Source organism: Symbiopectobacterium sp. RP (assembly GCF_050472005.1).
Lineage (GTDB): Bacteria > Pseudomonadota > Gammaproteobacteria > Enterobacterales > Enterobacteriaceae > Symbiopectobacterium.
Genome location: NZ_JBGOGS010000002.1, coordinates 1,093,343 through 1,117,821, shown reverse-complemented (window position 1 = coordinate 1,117,821; position 24,479 = coordinate 1,093,343). Strand labels below are relative to the sequence as shown.

The window sequence follows — 24,479 nt, the reverse complement described above, 5'->3', positions numbered from 1 at the left end:
GCTAAGCGACTTAATTTTGATTACACCATATGGACTGAGAACAAAATCTCTGTATCGCAACCACTCTCTCTTTTTTTGCTTTTTGCTTGTGCCCATTTATGCTCAATGGGGTTAAGATCTGGCGAATATGTAGGCAAATACTCCACCATAATACCCTGCATCGATGATGACTTGTTGAATATTATGTTTTTTGTGAAAAGTTGCATTGTCCATCACGATTACCCTGTTTTTAGGGAGTACTGGGATAAGGACTTGTGTGACCCAGGAATAGAAAACATCGCTGTTAATATTGATATCAAATAATCCGATAGCAAACAGCGTTGTGCCTAATAAAGCGCCGATAACATTTGTTCTTCCCTTGGCTCCCCCGTTCTTCAGCCCAAAACACCGTTGACCTTTTGGGGAATAGCCGTGAGTCCGTGGGGTATCGTGTGGAAAACCACTTTCATCAATAAAAACAATAGGTTTACCTTCTTTTTCATACTGTTGTATTTTTTGTTGAAATGCTTGCCGGGCGCTTTCGTCGGCTTTCGGATGACGTAGAGTTTTTTTTATAGGTCAATCCCAGCTTTTTAAGAGCTTGCCAAATGGCCTTCTGACAAACGCCAAAACGCTCTGCACGTTCTTTTTGGTAAGTATCTGGATATGGTTCAACATCTTTTATCAACTCGGATTTATCGCTCTTTCGCTGACGCGTGGTTGATGCTTTTGACTCTATACCCGTGATCATTGAAGATGCTTGATTTTACGCGGTAAGAAGATCATGCTCACCCGCTATGAAGATATTTATTACCGACAAGCAAAAAGCCGAACTCGAACACCTTCATGACACCAGTCGTGATAAGCGTGTTTGTGATCGCATCAAAGCCGTCCTGCTGGCCTCCGAAGGCTGGAGCTCTGCGATGATTGCGCAAGCTCTGCGTCTGCACGAAACGACGGTAAACCAACATATCAACGATTACGTCAACACTCGCAAACTTAAACCTGAAAACGGTGGGTCTGCAAGTCGGCTTTGTGCTGAAAAGACTGCGCTCTTAATCAGCTAGTTATCTCAACATCTCTTCCATCATACCCACGACATCGTGGCTTATGTCGAACATCGCTGGGCTATCCGATTCAGTATTCCCGGCATGAACAAGTGGTTGCACCGTCATGGTTTCTCCTACAAAAAACCGGCGGGCGTACCCCATAAATTCAGTGAAGAAAATCAGAAGCATTTCATTGAATATTATGAGAATTTAAAGAAAACAGCCAGCAATGAGGCGATTCTGTTTATCGATGCGGTTCATCCGACACAAGCCACAAAGCTCAGTTATGGATGGATACGAAAAGGGCATAAAAAGTCAGTTAAAACAACGGGAAGTCGAACCCGTCTGAATATACTGGGTGCGCTGAATCTGAGCGATATCGGCGGTACGGTTATTCACGATTACAAAACAATTAATGACTACAACATTGCTCGTTTTTTCATTGAGATACGCAAACGTTACCCTGATTACCGACAGAGAATCCATGTAATACTGGACGGTGCGGGTTATCACCGAGCCCAATTGATTAAGGATTGGGCCTTTGTCGTGAACATAGAGCTTCACTATTTACCGCCTTACAGTCCGAATCTGAACGCGATAGAACGCCTGTGGAAAGTGATGAATGAGCATACACGGAATAATCGCTATTTTGAAAACACCCGCGATTTTCGGGATGCAATATTCAATTTTTTCACCAATACGCTACCAGAAATAGCGGACTCGCTGACGTCCAGAATTCACGATCGTTTTCAGGTGCTCAAACCTGCATCTTGAGGTTTATTGGGTATATTTGATTAATCCAAAGCGATACAGAGGCAGGGCTAATCCGAAATTGCTTCGCTGTTTCCCGGATACTCAACCCTTCTTCTTCCCGTGTAGATATCACTTTACGTCTAAAATCAATTGAATAGCTCATTTAAATAATGCAATCAAAATTAAGTCGTTTAGCTATATTCTTTCAACAACTGTGGCAGCAGGTTCATTACTTGCTGCACGTCTTGCGCACTGAGCGCCCCGTCTTTGACATAGCGCACCTAGCCGCGCTTATCCAGCACCACGATCGCTGAACTTTTTTGCTCTATAGCCAACCGACTTAAAAATGATCACAGCCAATGCCCTGATATGTGGCAAAAAAATACAGCTAATTGTTATCAAAATAATGTCGCTTGGCTATAACTGCCAGGCTTTGCGGACGTTGCCATTACTGTCGACGATAAACTGCGACTAGGGAAAGGTTTTTTTACTCTCTTCAAGACTGCTACGAACAAACGGGCCAGTGCCGATGATGGCGTCGTCGGTATTGACGATTGTCGTCGTTTGGTATAGCTAAGCGACATTATTTTGATAACAATTAGCTGTATTTTTTTGCCACATATCAGGGCATTGGCTGTGATCATTTTTAAGTCGGTTGGCTATAATATTCACGCGCTAGATTAGCGGCCTTGATGGCACTTATCAGCGGATCGTTCATCTCTTTGGACGATGTCCTACCTGCAATGTGCTGGATGACGCGCACCTTTCCCACGAGCTGTGCGCTGTTCTAGTTCTGGTAGCTAAGCTGTTGGTTTTGATACATCAGTTCCCCTTTATCGGCAATGTCAGTGGGGGACAAGGTACTGTTGAGCCATGCTGATCGATAACCGAACTATTTTATAACAGTATGAAAAAAAAGTGAATTATGCTGTTTTTTTGTGTGGAACTAAATGCCATCTGGCGACACTAATAGTTAGACGTTCTTTTAACGCATGATTTTATACCCCAGCTTTGGGCCGAAGAGAAAAATGAAAACGGGAGGAGAGATACAATGCGGATCTTCGAACGTTACAACCCGTTAAAAGTTGCGAAGTACGTGAAAACGCTGTTTCGTGGCCGGTTGTATATCAGAGGCATCGGTGCTTTCGAGTTTGATTACGGCAAAATATTACTGCCGAAAACCCAAGACAAACAGCATTTGCTGGTGATGTCTGAGGTGAACCGTCAGGTGATGCGGCTGCAAGCCGACATGGGCTAACGGTTTGAGAGGAATGCTGCTGCCGCCAGTGATGGGCAGCAGCAACGGGCCAGCGGTTCAGGCTGGCGCAGGTTGAAGACTAGCTTTTAGGTTCTGCATCGGCAATTGCCGCAGACGCTGCGTTCTTCTCTTCAAGACGAGTGACCAGCAACTGGTCAATCTTGTAGCTGTCGATATCCACCACTTCAAATTTGTAGCCTGCAAAACGGACAGAATCGGTACGTTTCGGAATCTTGCGCAGCGTATACATCATAAAGCCGCCGATGGTTTCGTAATTGTCCGAATGGGGAAAATCGTCGATATCCAGCGCACGCATCACGTCTTCAATCGGTGTGCCGCCATCAATGAGCCACGAGTTTTCATCACGCGCTACAATCTGTTCTTCCATGCCCTGACCAACCAGATCGCCCATCAGCCTAGTCATCACATCGTTCAGGGTGATAATGCCGACCACCAGTGCATATTCGTTCAGGATCACCGCGAAATCTTCGCCCGCCGCTTTAAAGCTTTCCAGCGCTTCCGACAGTGTCAGCGTATCGGGCACGATCAGCGCGGTGCGGATTTGAATACCGCCGTTGAGCGCCAAGCTCTGGTTGCCCAACACACGGTTGAGCAGATCCTTGGAGTCAACATAACCGACGACCTGGTCGATATTGCCGTTGCACACCAGAAATTTGGAGTGTGGTTGTTGGGCAATCTTCTCTTTTATTTGCGCTTCGTCTTCGTGCAGATCGAAAAAGACCACGCTTTCCCGCGGTGTCATCGACGAGGGCACCGTGCGAGATTCCAGCTCAAAGACGTTTTCAATCAATTCATGCTCTTGCTTACGCAGCACGCCCGCCAGCGCCCCAGCTTCCACCACTGCGTAAATGTCATCGGAGGTGATGTCGTCGTTGCGTACCATAGGCAGTTTGAGCAAACGAAAGATCACATTCGACAGTCCGTTAAAAAACCACACCAACGGACGGAAAAAGAACAGGCAGAAGCGCATGGGATTGATAATCCGGATAGCAACGGCTTCCGGTGTCGTCATGCCAATGCGTTTCGGCGTTAAGTCGCCTAACAGAATAAACAGGCTGGTTACCAGCACAAAGGAACAGGCAAAACTGACGGAATCGGCCATTTCTGGCGTCATAAGGCGTTGGAAAAACACGGTGAAATAGGGAGAGAACGCTTGATCGCCGATGATACCGGCCAGAATGGCCACGGCGTTAATACCGATTTGAATAACTGTAAAAAAGATACCGGGCGTTTCCTGGAGCTTTAATACCATGGCGGCGTTGAGATTACCCTCATCGACCATCTGTTTAAGTTTTATTTTGCGTGAAGCGGCCAGTGATATCTCGGACAACGAGAAAAACGCACTGAGCGCGATCAGAAGAACTATCAGTAATAAACTGTTTAACATATGTTTTCCGGCCGCCGTGGCCAGATCCTCAGGAAGGTCATGAATGCATGAATAGTAATAATCGCATTAGATGACAGAATGAATAACGCCGCCGTAACGGATGTCAGGCGGCGCAAGCATTATAACGGTGTTGATGGGCCATTTGGCAAGCATGGCGTAAAATATGAGCAAGTTATCAGGCGTTGGGCGGTAAACACAGGCCGATGCCCGCTAATCCGCAATAGCCGCCGGGATTCTTGTGCAGGTATTGCTGGTGTTCATCTTACGCGTAATAAAAGGGGCCCGCCTGGACGATTTCTGTGCTGATGGTGCGCGCATCACCGCTGGTGCGCATGGCTTGCTGGAAACGCGCCAGACTGGCCTTCGCCAACGTCATCTGTTCTGCGGTGAGCGTGTAGATGGCTGAGCGATACTGCGTGGCGAGATCGTTACCCTGACGCATGCCCTGCGCCGGATCGTAGACGATGCGCACCGCTTCAGCGTGATCGGTCAGCCCGCTACAGACTTCACGGTAGGTGGGATTGGGCGTAAAGCCTCCAGTGTAGCCTGCTGCGGTACTGTATACGCCCTCCTGCTGCCAGAACAGGCGTTCCACGCCCCAAAAACAGCCCATGGCGAACAGCGCAACGTCCATGTTGTCAGGAACGTGAGTCATGGATGTTGGCTGACAACGTTCAGGCGTGCCAGTGGCATCGGCGTGCCTCGCCCCGGCAGCGCTTCTGATTGACGGATACGTTGGTTTTTATCACTGTGTTGTACCACGTTATTACTCCCACGATAATCCATGTTATTCATAGGTAACAGAATAACTAAGAAAGTTCACGCTGTCTTTATGGTTCAAGCCCGTTTAAGGTTAAGGTGTTGCGCAACCTGCATTTTTGAAATTACTCATTACACTTTAGAGTGGGTGTAAATGAGGATGTTGAGTGGGATTGTTTTTGACATGATTTTCAACACACGCTTGTGTAGAACAATATAAACGAACGTGGGGAGTTGGTGTGTCACGATACCGCACTTTGTTTTTTGTGTGCCTACTGGCAACTTCATCGTCCTATGCAGCGAGCGTGCGTTTGCAAGTGGTCGGATTAGAAGGGGAATTACAGCGCAATGTGCGTGCGCGGCTCTCTACCATCGGCCCTGATGAGGTCAGCGCCGACGGGCGCTTTCGTGCTCGGGTTGATGATGCGATCCGGCGCGGGTTACGGGCGTTGGGGTATTACGATCCGCTAATCAATTTTGAGTACCGCCCGGCAGAAAACGGTGGACGACCGCTGCTGTTGGTGACGGTGACGCAGGGTGAGCCGGTCAAAATCGCGGGCACCGATGTTCTGCTGCGCGGCGATGCGAGCAGCGACAGCGATTTCCTCCAACTGCGCTGCCGTAGCCTGCCTGCGATAGGCAGCGTGCTGAACCACGGCGACTATGATGATTTTAAGCGTTCATTAAATAACTTGGCACTGCGTAAAGGGTATTTCGATGCGCACTATGACAAAAGCCAGCTGGGCGTGATCCGCGAAACGCGGGAAGCGTTCTGGGATATCGATTATGACGGCGGCACCCGTTACCGTTTCGGTGACGTGCACTTTCAGGGGAGTCAGATCGATGAAGCCTATCTGCGCAATCTGATCCCGTTTAAGCGAGGCGATGAGTATACCAGCGAATATCTGGGCGAATTTAACCGGCGTTTGTCTGCTACTGGATGGTTCACCTCGGCAGTAGTCTCCCCCAATTTCGCGGCGAGAAAAACCGATAAAATGCTGCCGCTGGATGCGGTCGTTACACCGCGTGCTCGCAATTTACTGGAAACCGGGCTGGGGTACTCCACTGACGTGGGGCCGCGCTTTCAGACCACGTGGCGCAGGCCGTGGATCAACGAGCGTGGACACAGTCTGGAAAGCAGCCTGAGCGTCTCTGCACCGGAACAGTCGCTGGATTTCAGTTACAAAATCCCCTTGCTGAGAAGCACGCTGGAGCAGTTCTACTTGCTGCAAGCCGGTTTTAAACGCGAAGACCTGAATGACACCAAATCAGATGGCACCATGCTCAACGTGGCTCGCTTTTGGACGCTTAATCGCGGTTGGCAGCGCTCCATCAACCTGCGCTGGAGTCTCGATCACTTTACTCAGGGCAGTGTCACCGATACCACCATGCTGCTCTATCCCGGCCTGACGCTGAATCGCACGCGACAGCGCGGCGGGACTATGCCCACTTGGGGTGATTCACAGCGCTATTCGCTGGATATCTCAGATACCACCTGGGGCTCGGATATCGATTTTGCGGTGATACAGGCGCAGAACGTCTGGATCCGTACGTTGGAGGATAAGCACCGTTTTGTCGCGCGTGGCAACGTCGGTTGGATTGAAACCAATAGCTTCTCCCGCGTGCCGCCGTCGCTACGCTTCTTTGCCGGGGGCGATCGCAGCATTCGCGGCTATAAGTTCCGCTCTATCTCACCGCGTGATGACGAAGGCAAGCTGACCGGTGCGTCAAAATTGCTAACCTGTTCTCTGGAATACCAGTACAACTTTACCGGGCGCTGGTGGGGGGCGGTGTTTGTTGATACCGGTGATGCGGTAAACGATCTCAAGATCAACGACCTGAAAACCGGTGCCGGGGTCGGGATTCGTTGGGCCTCGCCGGTGGGGCCGGTCAAATTCGATTTTGCCGTTCCGGTAAATGATTCAGAGAAACGTAACGATCTCCAGTTCTATATTGGTTTGGGGCCTGAGCTATGAGCCTGATAAAGAAAATAGCCATTGGGGCCATCGCATTTTTGTTGTTGTTGCTCATCACGCTTGCGGGGTTACTGTTTAGCACGCCGGGGTTGCATTTGCTGCTTAATGGCGCGGCGCGTTGGGTACCGGGGTTGGCGATCGCCGAGGTGCAAGGCGGTTGGCGCGATCTGACACTGCGCGGTGTCAGTTATCAAACACCGGGTATCACGCTCAACGCTGGTGAGCTGCACCTCGCGTTGGAACTGGGCTGCCTGACGCGCAGTCAAATTTGTATCAATGATATTGGGCTACGCGATCTTGATGTCGTCATCGACAGCAGCGTCATGCTGCCGCCTGAAGAGACACCTGCCCCCAGTGCGCCGTTGGGCGAACTGACGGCACCGTTCCCGATACGTCTTAGCCAACTAACACTCAACAATATCCGCGTTACGCTGGACGATACGGCGGTTTCTCTGGGTGAACTGCACACCGGCATGCACTGGGAAGGGCGCGCGTTGACCTTGCTGCCGACGCAAATCAATGCGCTGCTGGTGGCACTGCCGAAAACCAAACCAGCATCTACCGTTGCAGAAAGTACGTTGGTAGCCACCGAAGATGGCAAAGTCACCGCTTCTGAAGTGGGTGATACCGCTACGGCGCAGGCTGCTGCCGCACCGCAACCTGAAGCAACGCCACCCGCACCGGAAAAAGTGGCGATGCCGCCCGCATTGGGCGAGCAGCTACAGGCGCTGTTTGCCAAGCCGCTGTTGCCGGCGTTGCCCGTGTTCACGCTACCGCTTGATATAGATATCAGCGATTTGCGTGGTGAACATCTGCGACTGACTGGCGATCAAGATATCACCCTCACCACGCAGCAACTCAAAGCCGCTACCCAACAACAACATATTCAGCTGGAAAAACTGGCAATCCAGTCACCTCAAGGTGCCTTGCATGCGGCGGGCGAGGTTACGCTGAGCGATAACTGGCCGCTGTCTTTCGTTCTGAACGGGGTGGTGAATACCACGCCGTTGAAAGGCGAGAAGATCAAACTGACGGTGGAGGGCAGCCTGCATGACTGGCTGAACACCACGCTTAACCTATCCGGGCCGCAGCGTGCGTTGCTTACCCTGAAAGCGCAGTTGGCCCAGCCTGAACTGCCGTTGGCGCTGACCGTGCAGTCTGAGCGTCTCGCTTGGCCGTTAACGGGAGAGGCGGAGTATCAGGTTAATAATCTGGCGTTAAGTCTGACCGGTAAGGCTACGGATTATGCCTTGAAGATCAACGGTGATATTCGCGGTAGCGCTGTGCCTCCCGCCACGCTGGCGTTGGAAGGCAAAGGCAATTTGCAGCAGTTTGATATAAGCCCACTACGACTCTCTGCGTTGCAAGGCACCACTGAATTGCGCGCACTGGTGGACTGGAGCAAGGCCATCAGCTGGCGCAGCGAACTGGTTCTCGATGGCATTAATACGGCGAAGCAATGGCCGGAATGGCCTGCGCGCATTGACGGCAAGATCAGTACGCGCGGCAGCCTGTACGGTGGTAACTGGCAGGTGGCGGTGACTGAACTGCGCCTGAACGGCAATATCAAGCAAAATAAATTGACGGCGCAAGGCTCGTTGAACGGCAATGCCGCAGGCCAGTGGCACATTCCCGGCATTAACCTGGCATTGGGACGTAACCAGCTTGATGTTAAAGGCGATTTAGGTCAGCAATGGAAACTGGACGGCGTCATTGAAGCCCCTGCGTTAAACGGCGCCTTGCCGGGGCTTGCGGGTCGCGTCGCTGGCACGGTACGGCTGCGTGGTAATCAGACCGCACCGCAGCTATTGGCGGATCTCAACGCCACAGGGCTGCGCTGGCAGGGGTTATCGATCAATCGCCTGACGCTGGAAAGCGATGTGCGCTCGGATACACAGGTCAATGGGCGAATGGCGTTGCGTGTTGAGCAATTACAACAGGAAGGCGTGAAGGTTTCTCTGCTGACACTGAATGCGCAAGGCAATGAGCAGCAGCATCAGCTGCGCTTGAACGTGGAAGGGGAACCTGTCACCGGACATCTGACCGTGACCGGGCACTTTGACAGAGCACAGCAGCGTTGGCGCGGTACGCTGGATCAAACTCAGTTCACTACGCCGGTGGGGGAATGGCGTTTGTCGCCCTCAATGTCGCTGGATTATCAGCAAGCGCTGGCGCGCATTACGCTCGGTGCACACTGTTGGCAAAACCCGAATGCGGAGCTGTGCGTGCCGCGTGCCGTCGACATTGGCCCGAGCGGACAAGCCAGCGTGGTGTTAAACCGTTTTGATTTGAAGATGCTGGAACCTTTTTTGGGCGCAGACACTGCGCTGAGCGGCGTATTTACCGGCCGTGCTGATGTGGCCTGGCAACCGAACGGTGGGTTGCCACAGGCAAAAATCGCGCTCACCGGGAACAAGATTGCACTGCGTCAGCAGATGAACGGCAAGACGCTGCCAGTCGATTTTGACACTTTCACGTTGAACGCGGGCTTCGATCGCGGCCGCGCGACGCTGGGATGGCTCATCGCTATTCACAATAATGGCCAATTCCGGGGTGATATTCAGGTGACGGACCCACAGGGGCGACGCCAACTGGGCGGTGATATCGCCATCGAAAAAATCTCCCTTGCGCTGCTGAATCCGGTGTTAAGTCGGGAGGAAAAAGCGGCGGGCATGCTGAACGGCGCGTTACGTGTGGGTGGTAATGTGCGTCAGCCGCAGCTGAACGGACAGCTGGCGCTGGAAGGGCTGGATATCGACGGTCACTGGATGCCGGTCGATCTGACCGATGGCCGTTTGGCGGTAAACTTCAATGGTATGAGTTCTACGCTACAGGGCTTCCTGAAAACCACGCAAGGGCAGCTTAATCTTAACGGTGATGCGGATTGGCATCAGCCGGAAGCGTGGCGGGCACGTATTGCGGCGAAGGGCGATAGGGTGCGGGTGACGTTGCCGCCGACGGTGCGGCTTGATGTTTCCCCGGATATTGAGTTTGAAGCCACGCCGCAACTTTTCACGCTCAATGGTTCGGTCAGGGTGCCATGGGCGCGTATTACCGTACAAGAGATGCCGGAAAATGCGGTGGATGTCTCCTCGGATGAAGTGCTGTTGGACGAACAACGTCAGCCGCTAGCGCGTAACAACGCTGCGATCCCTATCAACAGTAACCTGACCATTCGCGTAGGTGACGATGTGCGCCTTGATGCCTTTGGCCTGCGAGCCAGTTTGCAAGGCGACCTGAAAATGGTGCAGGATGAGCGCGGTTTGGGGTTGAACGGCCAGATCAACATCCCTACCGGGCGTTTCAAGGCCTACGGACAGGATTTAATCGTGCAAAAAGGGATTCTGGTGTTCTCCGGGCCACCAACCGAACCGAATTTGAACATCGAAGCGGTGCGCAACCCTGATAATACGGCGGATGGTGTGACGGCGGGTGTGCGCATCACCGGTGCGGCGAGCGCGCCGCACATCGAGGTGTTTTCCACACCGACATTATCGCAGCAAGAAGCATTATCTTACCTGTTGCGGGGTCAAGGGCTGGACAGCACCGGTTCAGACAGTAATATGATGACCTCGGCCTTAGTAGGGTTAGGGGTTGTGCAAAGTGGTCAAGTTGTGGGTAAAATCGGCGAGGTCTTTGGCGTAAGTGATTTAGCTCTGGATACACAGGGCGCTGGCGACGAATCTCAAGTTGTGGTCAGCGGTTACGTCCTCCCAGGCCTTCAGGTCAGATACGGCATTGGCATATTTGATTCTTTAGCAACGTTGACGTTGCGTTATCGGTTAATGCCAAGACTCTATTTGGAAGCGGTGTCTGGTCTCGATCAGGCACTGAATGTGCTCTATCAGTTCGAGTTTTAGCGATGCGAATTATTGTTTATGGCAGTTTACGACGCAAACAGGGAAACAGTCACTGGATGACGAACGCACAGTGGCTAGGGGATTGTCAACTCGGTGGTTACGAGATGTATGACCTTGGCCATTATCCTGCGGTGGTAGTCGGGGAGGGGGAAATTTTTTGCGAAGTTTATCGCATAAGCTCATCTATCCTGACAGAACTCGATGCGCTAAAGCGTGATGGTCACGAATACAAGCGCGAGTTAATCAACACCCCGCTCGGGAGTGCGTGGATATATCTGTATCAACACTCGGTAACAGGGTTGCCGCGTATTGACAATGGCGATTGGCTGACGCGCGAGCAGTAATGGTATTGGGTAGTTTGTAAATAAAAGCGTAACCGGCGCGCTGTCGGTTACGATTCACTTTCCTTGCACCATCCTTTCTCACGCCATTCTGTTATCCTTTTATTAACAATAATGCTTCTCATTATCAATCTCGAGTGCTAAGGTAAACGCCCCTTTTGGCCCGATGTGGGGTCATTATGGTCGCCCCTGCGGGATAAGATGAGAAAGGTCATGGCAGAAAAACAGAAATACCGCATTTTTAACGTCGTGCTGGCGCATAAGGCTTACCTGACTCCTTCCCTGATGCGCTGTGTGTTCTCCGGTGAGTCAGTGCGTCAGATGAAAATGGATGCCCCGGATCAACGCATCAAGCTGCTGCTGCTTCCCGCCGATGGCGTTTTCCCCGAATTGCCTGACAGTGATGAGTGGTACCGTCAGTGGCTGGCGCTGCCCAAGGCGCAGCGGCCGGTGATGCGCACCTATACCCTACGCGATATGGATACGGCTAACGGTGAAATGGCGGTAGAGTTTGTTGTTCATGGCACCGAAGGGCCAGCGTCTGCCTAGGCAATACAGGCGCAACCGGGGGATGCATTGCGCATTGTTGTGCCGTGCGTGGGAGATGATGAAGGTGATAGCGGCGGCTATGAGTGGCTTCCTCCAGCGGAAATGACCCATGTCTTGTTATAGCAAACCGACATTATTTTGATAACAGCCAGCTATGCTTTTTTGCCGCATATCAGGGTATCTGTTGTAATCATTTTTAAGTCGGTTGGCTATAATTGGCGATGAAACTGCATTGCCTGCTATCAAGGGCATTCTGGAACAACTGGCGCAGCAGTCGAATCCCGTGCAGGTGCAGGCGTTTATCGAAGTGCCGCTGGAGGCCGACTGTGTGGATATGAGCGCGTTTGCCTTTGCCGAGGTGCACTGGCTGCCGTGTAAGCCGCAGGGAGCTTCTTACGGTGAACGACTGTTGCACAGCGTGCGAGCACATGTACGTTTGCCGGATATTCGCCCGGAAGCAGAGACTACCGAATTGCACGAGTTGGCAGAAGGTGAATTGCTATGGGAGTCGGCCAGTCAGACGCACGGCCAATTTTTTGGCTGGGTGGCGGCGGAATCCTCGGTGGTGAAAAACCTGCGGCGCTACTTGTCCGGTGAACGTCAGGTGCCACGTGATATAGCCAACCGACTTAAAAATGATTACAGCCAATGCCCTGATATGTGGCAAAAAATACAGCTAATTGTTATCAAAATAATGTCGCTTGGCTATATCATCACGTTTATGGCTTACTGGAGCCGCGAACTGCAGCGGGATCTTTGACTGCGCGCTGAAAAGAAAACGGCGAGGAGATCCCCGCCGTTAGATACATAGGTATCTACACATCTTTTGCAATATCTGCTATTACGTTGCTGCATGATCTCAACTTATCCATCGGCGGGATTGATGCCCGCCTTAACCGGCGTTATCAGCGTCTGGTTAACCAACACATGACTCCCCCAGCACCATTGGCGTCAGCCGTTAAAGACCTTGCCTGCGCGCAGAAAACAACATTCGCCACTACTCAGGCCGTTTGGCGTTTTTTTAATAATGAACGTATTAGCTTCACTCAGCTCAATGAACCGATTATTTCGCTGGCTCTCCGGCATCTTGCACTTAGCCCGCATCCATACGCTCTCGTCGTTCACGACTGGTCTCATTTACAGTTTCGTACCCACAATGGGAAAGAAGAACGTTTGAAAATGACGCATGGTGGCGACGTCGGTTATGAACTACAAACCCGCCTACTGCTTGATGCTGCAAATGGTTTACCAATAGCGCCCCTGTCTCAAACTCTAACCGATAGGGCGGGTCGTCGTTCAACGCTAACCGAGGGCTTGTCTGAGAGTCTGACTCATATGGATGCTTTGACGGCTGATATCGCCCGCGTTGAGTCTCTTGATACCGGGAAGAAGTTAGTTCATCTCATTGACCGTGAAGGTGACTCTATCGGGCATATGCGCACATTAAGCTCCCAGGGAATATGTTGGCTTATCCGGGGAAAGGAAGGGCATCGGGCCGAGTGGGGCGGTGACACCCGTAAAATTGGTGAAATTGCAGACGATCTGCCATTTATCGCAAACGGACAGGTTGGCTGGAAAGGGAAAAAAGCCAATATGGAGATCGGGGAAACATCCGTGATCATAACGCGAACAGCAAAAGCGAAGCGGAAAGACAAGAACACCGGACGGCGAGTGAAAGTTCAGCCAGGCGTAGCTCTGACACTCAGATTAGTTGTGGTTCGCCTTACCGATACTCACGGTAAATTTATCGGACGCTGGACGCTGCTCACAAACGTTAGCAACGAGCTCACCAGCGCGGAAGTCGCTCGCTGGTATTACTGGCGCTGGGGTATTGAATCCTTTTTTAAGCTGCTGAAAGGTGCCTGCCATGATGTAGAAAAATGGCTTCAGCGCTGGTGCCCTGCTACGCAGGTTATTGATAGCTAGCATGGCATGTGTGCTGGTATGGCGGCTGCAACGCGCTGAAGGAGACGACAATGCGGCAGCCCGTCAGTTAATTTGCCGATTATCCGGACGACAACAAAAACGAGGGCGTAAAGAAAGCGCCCCAGCGCTGCTTGCCGGACTATCCATCCAGCTAAATACCTTGACGTTATTAGCAGACTATACCCCGGAAGAACTTGCCCACTTAGCTATGGTGGTTTTTAACCCTTTATGATGTGTAGATACCTATGCCGTTAGATACGTTGCGCAGTGCGCTACACGCTTATTTTTTCGCGCGTTCGAAGGCGGCAACGATCTCGGCTTTGGCCGCATCCACGTTTTCCCAACCTTCTACTTTCACCCATTTGCCTTTTTCCAGCGCTTTGTATTGCTCGAAGAAGTGGGCGATTTGGCCACGCAGCAGTTCCGGCAGGTTGTTCACATCCTTGATTTGATCGTATTCTTTGCTCAGCTTGGTATGCGGCACGGCAACCACTTTAGCATCTTCACCGGATTCGTCGGTCATTTTCAGTACGCCAACCGGACGGCAGCGGATCACTGAACCGGGTTGCAGCGGATAAGGGGTCGGTACCAGTACGTCAACCGGGTCACCGTCCAGAGACAGGGTGTTGTTGATGTAGCCGTAATTGCACGGGTAGAACATGACCGTTGCCATGAAACGGTCTACAAACAGGGCACCGGTTTCTTTATCGACTTCGTATTTGATGGGGTCAGCGTTGGCCGGGATCTCAATGACTACATAGATATCATCCGGCAGTGATTTGCCCGCCGGGACGTTGATCAAACTCATGTCTGTTTCCTTTTTTCTAACGTCAGAAATGGAGTGGCGGCCATTATAGCCAACCCATTGGTAAAGTGCTGCGGTTTTTCAATCTCAGTGGCGTTTAGTCAGTGTCATCGTTTGGCGGGGTTTCTTCTTTGCTACGGCGCTTCCAAATCTTGCTTTCCTGCCCGCGCCACAGACGTTGAATATTGTCGTGATGCCGCATCAGGATCAGGCAAGAGAGCATGGCTACCGGAAAGGTGAACTGTGGTTTAAACCACCACACATAAAAGGGCGCGATCAGCGCACTCACGATGGCGCCGAGGGAGGAATAGCCGCTAAGCAGTACGGTAAGCAGCCAGGTAACGGTCATCACACCGGTCAGATCCCAGCCGACAGGCGCGATGGCACCAAACGCAGTTGCCACGCCTTTCCCGCCGCGAAAACGGAAAAATACCGGATAGATATGGCCCAAACAGGCGGCAATCGCGGTAATACCAAGATAAAACGGTGTGACGCCAAGCGCATAAGCGCCCCAGACCGGTAACATGCCTTTCAGCACGTCAAACACCAATACGGTAGCGGCGGCGGCTTTGCCTCCGATACGTAACACATTCGTCGCGCCGGGATTTCCTGAAGCATGCTGGCGTGGATCGGGCAGACCCGCGATGCGGCACACCAGAATCGCACTGGAGATGGAGCCGCACAGATACGCGAAAATTATCATGCCAAGCGCGGTAGCACTCATAACGCGGTTCCGTTGAATAAAGGTCGTTTTACAGTTGCCATCCGTGGATAATACGCATATTCCGGCGGAAGTGATACCAAACAGCGCCAAAAACAGAGAATGACGTGATGGATATTGTATTTATAGAAGAACTTACCGTAATTGCCACTATCGGCGTTTACGACTGGGAACAAACCATTTCGCAAAAGCTGGTGCTCGATATCGAAATGGGCTGGGATAACCGCAAGGCCGTCGCAAGCGACGATGTAAATGACTGCCTCAGCTATGCCGATGTCAGTGACGCGGTGATTGCCCATGTATCCAGTCAGCCGTTTGCGCTGGTCGAGCGCGTGGCAGAAGAAGTGGCACAATTGCTGATGCAGCGCTTTGCCATTCCTTGGCTGTGTATCAAAGTGAGCAAACCGGGTGCAGTCGCGCAGGCACGCCAGGTGGGCGTAGTGATCGAGCGCGGCATACGGTAAATGCGTACGGGTTTGCACATGTGGTTTTTTTTATGAATCTTTTTTGTCAGTGAAACTATAGCCAAGCGACTTAATTTTGATTACACCATAGCCTTTGTTGAATAAACATATTTTATGCTGCACCCCCGGTGAAACGACAGATCCTCGAAACGCAAAATCATGCAGTTAGGCCTTATAAGAAAACTGTAAACCTGAGGTTATAAGCATTTTCTACTAAAACTGGCTGGCAAAACAGCATGACTCACTATTATTCAACAAAGGCTATGGTGTAATCAAAATTAAGTCGCTTGGCTATAATCTACACGACGAACGCTATAGAATCACTGAACAGCGTGCTCCGGCATGCAATCAAGAAACGCAAGGTGTTCCCGACTGATGACTCGGTGAAGAAGGTCGTATGGCTGGAAATCCAGGCGGCATCACAGAAATGGACGATGCCCTTACAGGACTGGCGTATGGCAATGAGTTGCTTTATTATCGAGTTCGGTGACCGCCTTGACGGTCACTTCTGAGGAAAGGCATTTACACAAAATTTTAAACAGGCTCGTATGGCTAGATGAATCAGCCATTGCTGCATGGACGGAAAAAAACACTACTGAACGGCGTGGACGACCGCTCCACTACTCAGATATGACCATCACCACAGTCCTGATGATGAAACGCGTGTTTGGCCTTTCATTGAGGGCTTTACAGGGCTTTGGTGACTCGATTTTTAAACTGATTAAATTGTCGCTCCATTGTCCAGACTATTCGCTGCTCAGCAAGCGAGCAAAGACAGTGAACATCAGCATAAAAACGCCAACCCGTGGTGAAATCTCACATCTGGTCATTGATGGAACCGGCCTGAAGGTCTTTGGCGAAGGCGAATGGAAAGTCCGGCAGCATGGTGCCGACAGACGCAGGGTATGGCGTAAGCTGCACCTGGCAGTAGACAGTGTGACGCATGAGATTGTCTGTGCGGATTTGTCGCTCAGTGGTATGACTGATGCCCAAGCTCTACCGGCGCTGATAAACCAGACCCACCGGAAAATCAGAGAGGCATCGGCTAACGGCGCTTAGGATACAGTTTACTGCTATGATGCTCTGCTGAGGAAGAAAATAAGGCCGCTTATCCCGCCACGAAGGGGGGCGCAATATTGGCAAGATCGCTACCACGAGCGTAACCACGCTGTTGCAAATCAGCGCATTAGCGGTAGTAACGATATCTGGAAAAAGAAAGTGGGCTATCACCGGCGCTCAGTGGCTGAAACGGCCATGTTCCGGTTCAAAAGGCTTCTGGGTGGTTATCTAAGTCTGAGAGACTACGATGGTCAGGTGGGTGAAGCCATGGCCATGGTCAAAGCGCTTAACCTGATCACGCTATTAGGAATGCCGAACAGTATTCGCATCACGTAACAATCGACCCGTATGGGGCGCAGTCGTTACAAGTTCTGATTTATTCAACAAAGCCGGTATATGGTGGAGTATTTGCCTACATATTCGCCAAATCTTAACCCAATTGAGCATAAATGGGCACAAGCAAAAAGCAAAAAAAGAGAGAGTGGTTGCGATACAGAGATTTTGTTCTCAGTCCATATAGTGTAATCAAAATTAAGTCGCTTGGCTATAGCGGCAAATACCGTGGTGGTAATGGTAAAGCGGTTGTTGGCATAGCCAGCAGTTAGCGCCGATGGTTAACATAGTAGCCTCGCAACAAAATATCGAACGACTAGCAGGAAGATAATTGATGACAACGCTCTACTGGCACACCGAAGGGGAAGGGAAATGCGATCTTGTGTTGCTGCACGGATGGGGGCTGAACACGCAGGTATGGCAGGGTATTGCGACGCGATTGGCTCCGCATTTTCGACTGCACTGTGTGGATATCCCCGGTTATGGCCGTAGTGTGGGATATGGAGCGTTACCACTTGCTGACATGGCTGATATCGTGCTGGCACAGGCACCCGAGCAGGCTGTCTGGTTGGGATGGTCGCTGGGCGGACTGGTTGCCAGTCAGGCGGCACTCAGTGCGCCTGCGCGTGTCAGTGCTTTGGTCACGGTCGCCTCCTCCCCCTGTTTCAGCGCCAACGAGGAGTGGCCCGGCATTAAACCTACGGTGTTACAGGGTTTTCAGCAGCAGCTTAGCGAAGATTTTCAGCGCACCACGGAACGGTTTCTGGCATTGCAAACGCTGGGCACAGGCAGTGCGCGTCAGGATGCGCGCCTGCTAAAAAGTGTGGTGCTGGAGCAGCCGATGCCTAGCATTGAGGTGCTTGAAGGGGGCTTGGATATTTTACGCCAGACCGACATGCGCGAGGCGATGGCGTCGTTGACGCTACCGATGCTGCGTATTTACGGGGCGCTGGATGGGTTGGTACCGCGTAAAGTGGCGAGCCTGCTTGATGAACGCTGGCCTGATAGTGATTCCGTGGTGATGGCGCAAGCGGCGCATGCACCGTTTATTTCCCACCCTGATGCTTTCGCCGAAACGGTTTGTGCGTTTGCTGTTGTCTATAGCTAAACGACTTAATTTTGATTACATTATTTAAATGAGCTATTCAATTGATTTTAGACGTAAAGTGATATCTACACGGGAAGAAGAAGGGTTGAGTATCCGAGAAACAGCGAAGTAATTTCGGATTGGCCCTGCCTCTGTATCGCGTTGGATTAATCAAATAGCGTCAAAAGCATCGACCACGCGTCAGCGAAAGATCGATAAATCCGAGTTGATATAGCCAACCGACTTAAAAATGATTACAGCCAATGCCCTGATATGTGGCAAAAAAATACAGCTAATTGTTATCAAAATAATGTCGCTTGGCTATATCAGAGGGTTACGCGAAGATGGTGAGAAAGAGCGGTAAAAAAAACGCCAGCCCGAAGGCTGGCGTTAACTTATCGGCTACTGGCTATCAGGCATAAACCGGGAAACGCTCACAAATAGCGAGGACTTTTTGTTTCACGCGTTCAATGGTCGCTTCGTCATTGATGTTATCCAGAACGTCACAGATCCAGCCTGCCAGCTCATGCACTTCCACTTCCTTGAAGCCACGACGGGTTGCCGCTGGCGTACCGATACGGATACCGGAGGTCACAAACGGGCTCTTCGGATCGTTCGGCACGCTGTTTTTGTTAACGGTAATATTAGCGCGACCCAGAGCGGCATCGGCTTCTTTACCGGTCAGGTTTTTGCTTACCAGATCGAGCAGGAACAGGTGGTTGCTGGTGCCACCAGAAACCACGTTGAAACCGCGCGTCAGGAACACCTCAACCATGGCCTTGGCATTCTTCGCCACTTGTTGCTGGTAAACTTTGAACTCAGGTTCCATCGCTTCTTTCAACGCGACCGCTTTACCGGCGATAACGTGTATCAATGGGCCGCCCTGGCCGCCAGGGAAGACGGCAGAGTTCAGTTTTTTGTACAGTTCTTCATCACCGCCCTTGGCCAGAATCAGGCCGCCGCGCGGACCAGCCAGCGTTTTATGGGTAGTGGTCGTGACGATATGCGCATGAGGAACCGGGTTAGGATAAACGTCAGCCGCGACCAGACCCGCAACGTGTGCCATATCCACAAACAGATAAGCACCAATGCTGTCAGCGATTTCACGCATTTTCTCCCAGTCAACCACGCCTGAGTAAGCAGAAAAACCACCTACGATCATTTTCGGTTTGTGGGTTTGTGCCAGTTCAGCCATTTCTTCGTAATCGATTTTACCGCTTTCATCGATACCGTAAGGAATCACTTTGTACAGTTTGCCAGACAGGTTAACCGGAGAGCCGTGGGTCAGGTGACCGCCGTGAGCCAGGTTCATCCCCAGAATGGTATCACCCGGTTGCAGCAGCGCGGTATACACGGCAAAGTTGGCCTGAGAACCGGAGTGTGGTTGCACGTTAGCGTAGTCAGCACCAAACAGGGCTTTAGCACGGTCAATCGCCAGTTGCTCTACGATGTCAACATATTCGCAGCCGCCGTAGTAACGTTTGCCGGGATATCCTTCCGCATATTTGTTGGTTAACTGAGACCCTTGAGCCTGCATAACACGTGGGCTGGTGTAGTTTTCTGACGCTATCAGTTCAATATGCCCTTCCTGACGCACCACTTCTTGCTGCATCGCGTGCCACAGTTCGGCGTCGTAATCGGCAATGTTCATTTCACGCTTTAACATCCGCATCTCCTGACTCAGCTAACTATATGTACAGTAAAAATGCCCGCAACGGGTATTGGCCTATAGTGTAAACCGTTTATCCCCTTGCATGATAGGGCTTGACAGAGGTTTTTACGCAAACGATTAGCTTCAAGCAGCACAAGGCTTAGCGGCCTAATGACTTCATGTACTGGCAAGGGAGTTTTCTTCATCTGCATCCTGCATTTTGTGTTCCCGTTGGCACAATATAGCCAAGCGACTTAATTTTGATTACATCATATGGACTGAGAACAAAATCTCTGGAGTTATTAGCGAATCTGGTGTATGGCGATCAGGCTACGTTCCGCTCTGATGCTTCGTGAATCTGCTCTCCATCCTTAAATTGGACGTTGCTTACAACCAGGGTCAGCAGGTCAAATCCTCTTAGTCGGTTCCAGCTTTTCTGAGCTGACTGGAGCAGCTTAAATACCATTGACAGGGTTGTTTCTCTCGAACCACCGTTCTTCGCGCCTCTGCTTCGTAGCCTCACAGTCGCAAAAGCCGATTCAATCGGATTTGTCGTTCTTATTGACGCCCAGTGCTCTGACGGGAAGTTGTAGAATGCCAACAGTTCTTCTCGAACTTTCTCCAGCTTCTTCATCGCTGAAGGATACTTCGCTGAAAACCTTGCCAACAAAACATCAAAGGCTTCATTAGCGGCATCACGGCTCTCTGCTAGCCAAACCTCCCGCAGCTCAGCCTTAACTTTCGGTTGCATGGCTTTGGGGAGTGAAGCCAACACATTAGCGGTTTTGTGCACCCAACAGCGTTGGTGCTGCGTGTCCGGGAATATCTTTGCCATTGCATTCCAAAAACCAAGGGCACCGTCTCCCGTAGCCAGCTTGGGAGATACGGTTAGGCCACGTGCTCGCAGGCCATTAAGAAGTTCGGCCCAGTTTGCTTCTGACTCTCGATAAGCATCTTCGACCGCAACCAGCTCCTTACGTCCATGCTCAGTGACGCCGATAATGACCAGCAGGCAAAGGTGATCATCTTGCCTGACATGGCTGTATATGCCATCGGCCCAGAAATAAACGTAGCGCGTATCGCTTAAATCACGCAGGCACCATTGCCTGTGCTCTTCAAGCCATTGCTGTTTCAGTCTGCTGATGGTACTGGCAGAGAGGCCATTAGCTTTTTCACCGAGAAGCGCCCTCAGGGCTTCGTGAAAATCACCGGTGGATATGCCTCGCAGGTACAGCCATGGTAGCAACTCTTCGACGCTTTTTGCACGTTTCAGATAAGGCGGCAACAACGCGCTGTTGAAGCATATTCCGTTGCCGCTGCGATCCCTGACCTTAGGCACTTTAATTTCAACATCCCCAATACCCGCCCGTCTGTATGGTTCGCTGTGGCAAATAGCCGTTACGAACGACAGCATGACGCCCGTCGTCAAGGCGGCGTTCAGCATGTTGTTGCAGCATGGCTTCGAGCTCAACCTCAACGGCGGCAGCTATCAGCTGCCTGGCACCATTACGAATGAGTTCATGCAAGGGATCACCGGCAATATCTGGTTCTGCGGAGACCTGTAGGGTAGACTTTTTCATGGGGTATCATCTCTCTGTTGTTGAAATCATCCACAAAATCAATCAGCAGGATACGCTACCCTCCCCGAAACCCCGTACACCAGAAATGAGCATAACTCAAATCTCTGTATCGCAACCACTCTCTCTTTTTTTGCTTTTTGCTTGTGCCCATTTATGCTCAATGGGGTTAAGATCTGGCGAATATGTAGGCAAATACTCCACCATATACCCTGCATCGATGATGACTTGTTGAATATTATGTTTTTTGTGAAAAGTTGCATTGTTCATCACGATTACCCTGTTTTTAGGGAGTACTGGGATAAGGACTTGTGTGACCCAGGAATAGAAAACATCGCTGTTAATATTGATATCAAATAATCCGATAGCAAACAGCGTTGTGCCTAATAAAGCGCCGATAACATTTGTTCTTCCCTTGGCTCCCCCGTTCTTCAGGCCAAAACACCGTTGACCTTTTGGGGAATAGCCGTGAGTCCGTGGGGTATCGTGTGGAAAACCACTTTCATCAATAAAAACAATAGGTTTACATTCTTTTTCATGCTGTTGTATTTTTTGTTGAAATGCTTGCAGGGCGCTTTCGTCGGCTTTCGGATGACGTAGAGTTTTTTTATAGGTCAATCCCAGCTTTTTAAGAGCTTGCCAAATGGCCTTCTGACAAACGCCAAAACGCTCTGCACGTTCTTTTTGGTAAGCATCTGGATATGGTTCAACATCTTTTATCAACTCGGATTTATCGCTCTTTCGCTGACGCGTGGTCGATGCTTTTGACGCTATTTGATTAATCCAACGCGATACAGAGGCAGGGCCAATCCGAAATTGCTTCGCTGTTTCTCGGATACTCAACCCTTCTTCTTCCCGTGTAGATATAGCCAAGCGACATTATTTTGATAACAATTAGCTGTATTTTTTTGCCACATATCAGGGCATTGGCTGTAATCATTTTTAAGTCGGTTGGCTATATCACTTTACGTCTAAAATCAATTGAATAGCTCATTTAAATAATGTAATCAAAACTAAGTCGTTTAGCTATAACATAGAGAACCTCATGAATTCTGATATGCTGTATGCTGTATGCTGTATGCTGTATGCTGTATGCTGTATGCTGTATGCTGTATGCTGTATGCGTGCCAGCATAAAGTAGCGGTTAATTTCGACTATAAAAAAAGCGCCTTACAGATTGTAATCGTCATAAGGAGAGGGTAAGGGCGAGGTAACGCTAGGGGAAACATGCGGGATGTGCTTTGAACGTGCAGAAACAAAAAAACCGGCCAGAGCCGGTTTTTTCTTACAACGAGGAAGACAGACGTCTACGCAAGCAATGATTACAGTGCGTTGATCTGAGCAGCCAAGTTGGATTTATGACGAGATGCTTTGTTCTTGTGGATCAGACCTTTGCTAGCCTGACGATCCACAATCGGTTGCATGTCGTTAAACGCTTTTTGTGCAGCTTCTTTATCGCCAGTAGCGATCGCTGCGTATACTTTCTTGATGAAAGTACGCATCATGGAACGACGGCTAGCGTTGTGCTTGCGACGCTTCTCAGACTGTACGGCGCGTTTCTTAGCTGATTTGATATTAGCCAAGGTCCAACTCCCAAATATATTCTATCGAGGACAATTCAAAGGCCGAGGAATATGCCCGTTTAGCCTTCGTTTGTCAATGGATTTGTGCAAACAAGCGCCGTTTGTACGCCGACGCTCGTTACGTTGTGATGGCGCAGGATTTTAACAGCTTCGCGCTCGGGAATACAGCGTTTCCCGACAGAAATTCGCGTTTACCTGACGAACTTTTGATAAGAAAGAGGAATTTTTGCTCATACGAAGCAACGCCGTAGGGGCAATGCATGGCAAGAACGGTAGGCACTACCGAGCAATTGCGTGACAAAAGGCGTGAATCGCGCCTTAACCTTAACCGCTGTACAAGGTATAATCCGCCGATTTCCATATCGTTAACCAAACTGTTCCTGAGTCGCCATGCAGCTAATCCGCGGTATACACAATCTCCGGGCACGCCATTATGGTTGTGTGCTCACCATCGGCAATTTTGACGGTGTACACCGTGGGCATCAAATGCTGCTTGAGCGACTAAAGCAGGAGGGGCTGGCGCGTGGTTTGCCGGTGATGGTGATGACTTTCGAGCCACAGCCGCTCGAATTGTTTTCTGCCGATCAGGCACCTGCGCGGCTTACCCGGCTGCGGGACAAGATGAACTATCTAGCGCGCGCAGGCGTTGACGCACTATTGTGCGTTAAGTTTGATGCAGCGTTCGCCGCACACGATGCGCAAGACTTTGTGCGCCACCTTCTGGTGGAAAAACTGGGTGTGAAATTTCTCGTTGTAGGGGATGACTTCTGCTTCGGGGCTGGTCGTAGCGGTGATTTCCTGTTATTACAGGAGGCGGGGCAGAACCATGGTTTCGACGTTATCAGCACGGCGACGTTCTGCAATGGCGGTAGGCGCGTAAGCAGTACCGCAGTACGTGATGCCTTGCTGCATGACGATCTGCCGCTGGCGCAAGAATTGTTGGGTCACCCTTACACGATTTCCGGGCGCGTGGTGCATGGTAAAGCGCTGGGCAGAACGTTGGGTTTTCCGACCGCGAATCTGCCGATGAAACGCCAGGTATCCCCGGTTAGTGGAGTGTATGCCGTTGAAGTCTACGGCCTTGGCCCTACGCCGTTTCCCGGCGTCGCCAATATCGGCACCCGGCCAACGGTAGACGGCGATAAACGCCAGCAGTTGGAAGTGCACCTGCTGGATGTCGCCATGGATCTGTACGGGCGTCATATAGACGTGGCGCTGTGTAAGAAAATACGAAATGAGCAGCGGTTTGCGTCGCTAGAGGCATTGACGCAGCAAATCGCCGAGGATGTGGTGACGGCCCGGACGTTTTTCGGGTTAGCAGCACCGGTGTAATATTCATAC

The 24,479-nt window shown here is 50.9% G+C and carries 19 protein-coding genes and 9 pseudogenes; 14 read left to right on the top strand and 14 right to left on the bottom strand.

Annotated elements, in window-relative coordinates:
* Positions 1-20: 20 nt before the first annotated feature.
* From ACD630_RS24780 to ACD630_RS24770, 3 genes and pseudogenes are all read right to left on the bottom strand, one after another.
* Entirely contained in the window at positions 21-149 is a 129-nt protein-coding gene (locus ACD630_RS24780) for a transposase (protein ID WP_430359511.1), read from the bottom strand.
* 76 nt (positions 150-225) lie between these two features.
* Positions 226-453, bottom strand: a pseudogene (locus ACD630_RS24775) (transposase); the annotation flags it as partial.
* A 25-nt stretch (positions 454-478) separates the two neighbouring features.
* Positions 479-730 carry an IS630 transposase-related protein gene (locus ACD630_RS24770; protein ID WP_430360979.1) on the bottom strand — a complete coding sequence of 84 codons (252 nt, stop codon included), beginning with the start codon at positions 728-730 and terminating at the stop codon, positions 479-481.
* Positions 731-776: 46 nt separating this feature from the next.
* Between ACD630_RS24770 and ACD630_RS24765 the strand changes: the two are divergent.
* Positions 777-1,802, top strand: a pseudogene (locus ACD630_RS24765) (IS630 family transposase).
* Here the strand turns inward: ACD630_RS24765 and ACD630_RS24760 are convergent.
* Both ACD630_RS24760 and ACD630_RS24755 read right to left on the bottom strand, forming a co-directional pair.
* Positions 1,786-1,944, bottom strand: coding sequence for an IS630 transposase-related protein (locus ACD630_RS24760; protein WP_430360978.1), 159 nt, complete (start codon positions 1,942-1,944; stop codon positions 1,786-1,788). The pseudogene ACD630_RS24765 and the gene ACD630_RS24760 overlap by 17 nt on opposite strands.
* A gap of 28 nt (positions 1,945-1,972) precedes the next feature.
* Positions 1,973-2,604: pseudogene (locus ACD630_RS24755) on the bottom strand (YtfJ family protein).
* A gap of 228 nt (positions 2,605-2,832) precedes the next feature.
* Here ACD630_RS24755 and ACD630_RS24750 point away from each other — a divergent pair.
* Positions 2,833-3,039: a DUF1107 domain-containing protein gene (locus tag ACD630_RS24750; protein ID WP_415674214.1), complete on the top strand. Its 207-nt coding sequence runs from the start codon at positions 2,833-2,835 to the stop codon at positions 3,037-3,039.
* 79 nt (positions 3,040-3,118) lie between these two features.
* On the opposite strand, the gene ACD630_RS24745 is transcribed toward ACD630_RS24750, so the two are convergent.
* Together ACD630_RS24745 and ACD630_RS24740 are read right to left on the bottom strand one after the other, a co-directional pair.
* Positions 3,119-4,447, bottom strand: coding sequence for a hemolysin family protein (locus ACD630_RS24745; protein WP_430360977.1), 1,329 nt, complete (start codon positions 4,445-4,447; stop codon positions 3,119-3,121).
* A gap of 175 nt (positions 4,448-4,622) precedes the next feature.
* Positions 4,623-5,233 (bottom strand): annotated as a pseudogene (locus ACD630_RS24740) (peptide-methionine (S)-S-oxide reductase).
* Positions 5,234-5,445: 212 nt separating this feature from the next.
* Here ACD630_RS24740 and tamA point away from each other — a divergent pair.
* The 6 genes and pseudogenes from tamA (at position 5,446) to ACD630_RS24710 (ending at position 14,090) form a co-directional block, all read left to right on the top strand.
* Positions 5,446-7,182: an autotransporter assembly complex protein TamA gene (tamA, locus tag ACD630_RS24735; RefSeq protein ID WP_430360976.1), complete on the top strand. Its 1,737-nt coding sequence runs from the start codon at positions 5,446-5,448 to the stop codon at positions 7,180-7,182.
* Positions 7,179-11,042 (top strand): autotransporter assembly complex protein TamB, encoded by a 3,864-nt coding sequence (tamB, locus tag ACD630_RS24730; protein WP_430360975.1) that lies wholly within the window; start codon positions 7,179-7,181, stop codon positions 11,040-11,042. The genes tamA and tamB overlap by 4 nt, the downstream gene beginning before the upstream one ends.
* A gap of 2 nt (positions 11,043-11,044) precedes the next feature.
* A complete protein-coding gene (locus ACD630_RS24725) occupies positions 11,045-11,386 on the top strand; it encodes a gamma-glutamylcyclotransferase family protein (RefSeq protein WP_252320468.1) in 342 nt (113 codons plus the stop codon).
* A 210-nt stretch (positions 11,387-11,596) separates the two neighbouring features.
* Positions 11,597-12,692, top strand: a pseudogene (locus tag ACD630_RS24720) (siderophore-interacting protein).
* An 86-nt stretch (positions 12,693-12,778) separates the two neighbouring features.
* Entirely contained in the window at positions 12,779-13,858 is a 1,080-nt protein-coding gene (locus ACD630_RS24715; protein WP_430360974.1) for a transposase, read from the top strand.
* A gap of 1 nt (position 13,859) precedes the next feature.
* On the top strand, positions 13,860-14,090 hold the full coding sequence (locus ACD630_RS24710; RefSeq protein ID WP_430359241.1) for a hypothetical protein: 231 nt from the start codon (positions 13,860-13,862) through the stop codon (positions 14,088-14,090).
* Between the two features lie 48 nt (positions 14,091-14,138).
* Here ACD630_RS24710 and ppa read toward each other — a convergent pair whose 3' ends face one another.
* On the bottom strand, positions 14,139-14,666 hold the full coding sequence (gene ppa / locus ACD630_RS24705) for an inorganic diphosphatase (RefSeq protein WP_430360973.1): 528 nt from the start codon (positions 14,664-14,666) through the stop codon (positions 14,139-14,141).
* Positions 14,667-14,760: 94 nt separating this feature from the next.
* Positions 14,761-15,387, bottom strand: a complete 627-nt coding sequence (gene plsY / locus ACD630_RS24700) for a glycerol-3-phosphate 1-O-acyltransferase PlsY (RefSeq protein ID WP_430360972.1) — start codon at positions 15,385-15,387, stop codon at positions 14,761-14,763.
* Between the two features lie 107 nt (positions 15,388-15,494).
* On the opposite strand from plsY, the gene folB reads away from it, so the two are divergent.
* The 5 genes and pseudogenes from folB (at position 15,495) to bioH (ending at position 18,348) form a co-directional block, all read left to right on the top strand.
* Entirely contained in the window at positions 15,495-15,848 is a 354-nt protein-coding gene (folB, locus tag ACD630_RS24695) for a bifunctional dihydroneopterin aldolase/7,8-dihydroneopterin epimerase (protein ID WP_430360971.1), read from the top strand.
* 293 nt (positions 15,849-16,141) lie between these two features.
* A pseudogene (locus ACD630_RS24690) lies at positions 16,142-16,360 on the top strand (transposase); the annotation flags it as partial.
* Positions 16,344-17,243, top strand: a pseudogene (locus ACD630_RS24685) (IS5 family transposase). The pseudogenes ACD630_RS24690 and ACD630_RS24685, both read left to right, overlap by 17 nt.
* 60 nt (positions 17,244-17,303) lie before the next feature.
* Entirely contained in the window at positions 17,304-17,432 is a 129-nt protein-coding gene (locus tag ACD630_RS24680; protein ID WP_430360970.1) for a transposase, read from the top strand.
* Between the two features lie 142 nt (positions 17,433-17,574).
* Positions 17,575-18,348 (top strand): pimeloyl-ACP methyl ester esterase BioH, encoded by a 774-nt coding sequence (bioH, locus tag ACD630_RS24675; protein ID WP_430361279.1) that lies wholly within the window; start codon positions 17,575-17,577, stop codon positions 18,346-18,348.
* A 391-nt stretch (positions 18,349-18,739) separates the two neighbouring features.
* Here the strand turns inward: bioH and glyA are convergent, their stop codons facing one another.
* From glyA to rpsT, 5 genes and pseudogenes are all read right to left on the bottom strand, one after another.
* Positions 18,740-19,993, bottom strand: a complete 1,254-nt coding sequence (gene glyA / locus ACD630_RS24670) for a serine hydroxymethyltransferase (RefSeq protein ID WP_430360969.1) — start codon at positions 19,991-19,993, stop codon at positions 18,740-18,742.
* 310 nt (positions 19,994-20,303) lie between these two features.
* A pseudogene (locus tag ACD630_RS24665) lies at positions 20,304-21,558 on the bottom strand (IS256 family transposase).
* 183 nt (positions 21,559-21,741) lie between these two features.
* A pseudogene (locus ACD630_RS24660) lies at positions 21,742-22,398 on the bottom strand (transposase); the annotation flags it as partial.
* Positions 22,334-22,495, bottom strand: a complete 162-nt coding sequence (locus tag ACD630_RS24655; protein WP_430359616.1) for a hypothetical protein — start codon at positions 22,493-22,495, stop codon at positions 22,334-22,336. The gene ACD630_RS24655 and the pseudogene ACD630_RS24660, both read right to left, overlap by 65 nt.
* A gap of 382 nt (positions 22,496-22,877) precedes the next feature.
* The gene (rpsT, locus tag ACD630_RS24650) at positions 22,878-23,138 is read right to left on the bottom strand and encodes a 30S ribosomal protein S20 (protein WP_222158249.1); all 261 of its coding nucleotides are present in this window, start codon (positions 23,136-23,138) and stop codon (positions 22,878-22,880) included.
* A 390-nt stretch (positions 23,139-23,528) separates the two neighbouring features.
* Here rpsT and ribF point away from each other — a divergent pair, with 390 nt between their 5' ends.
* A complete protein-coding gene (gene ribF, locus ACD630_RS24645) occupies positions 23,529-24,470 on the top strand; it encodes a bifunctional riboflavin kinase/FAD synthetase (protein WP_430360968.1) in 942 nt (313 codons plus the stop codon).
* Positions 24,471-24,479: the final 9 nt, after the last annotated feature.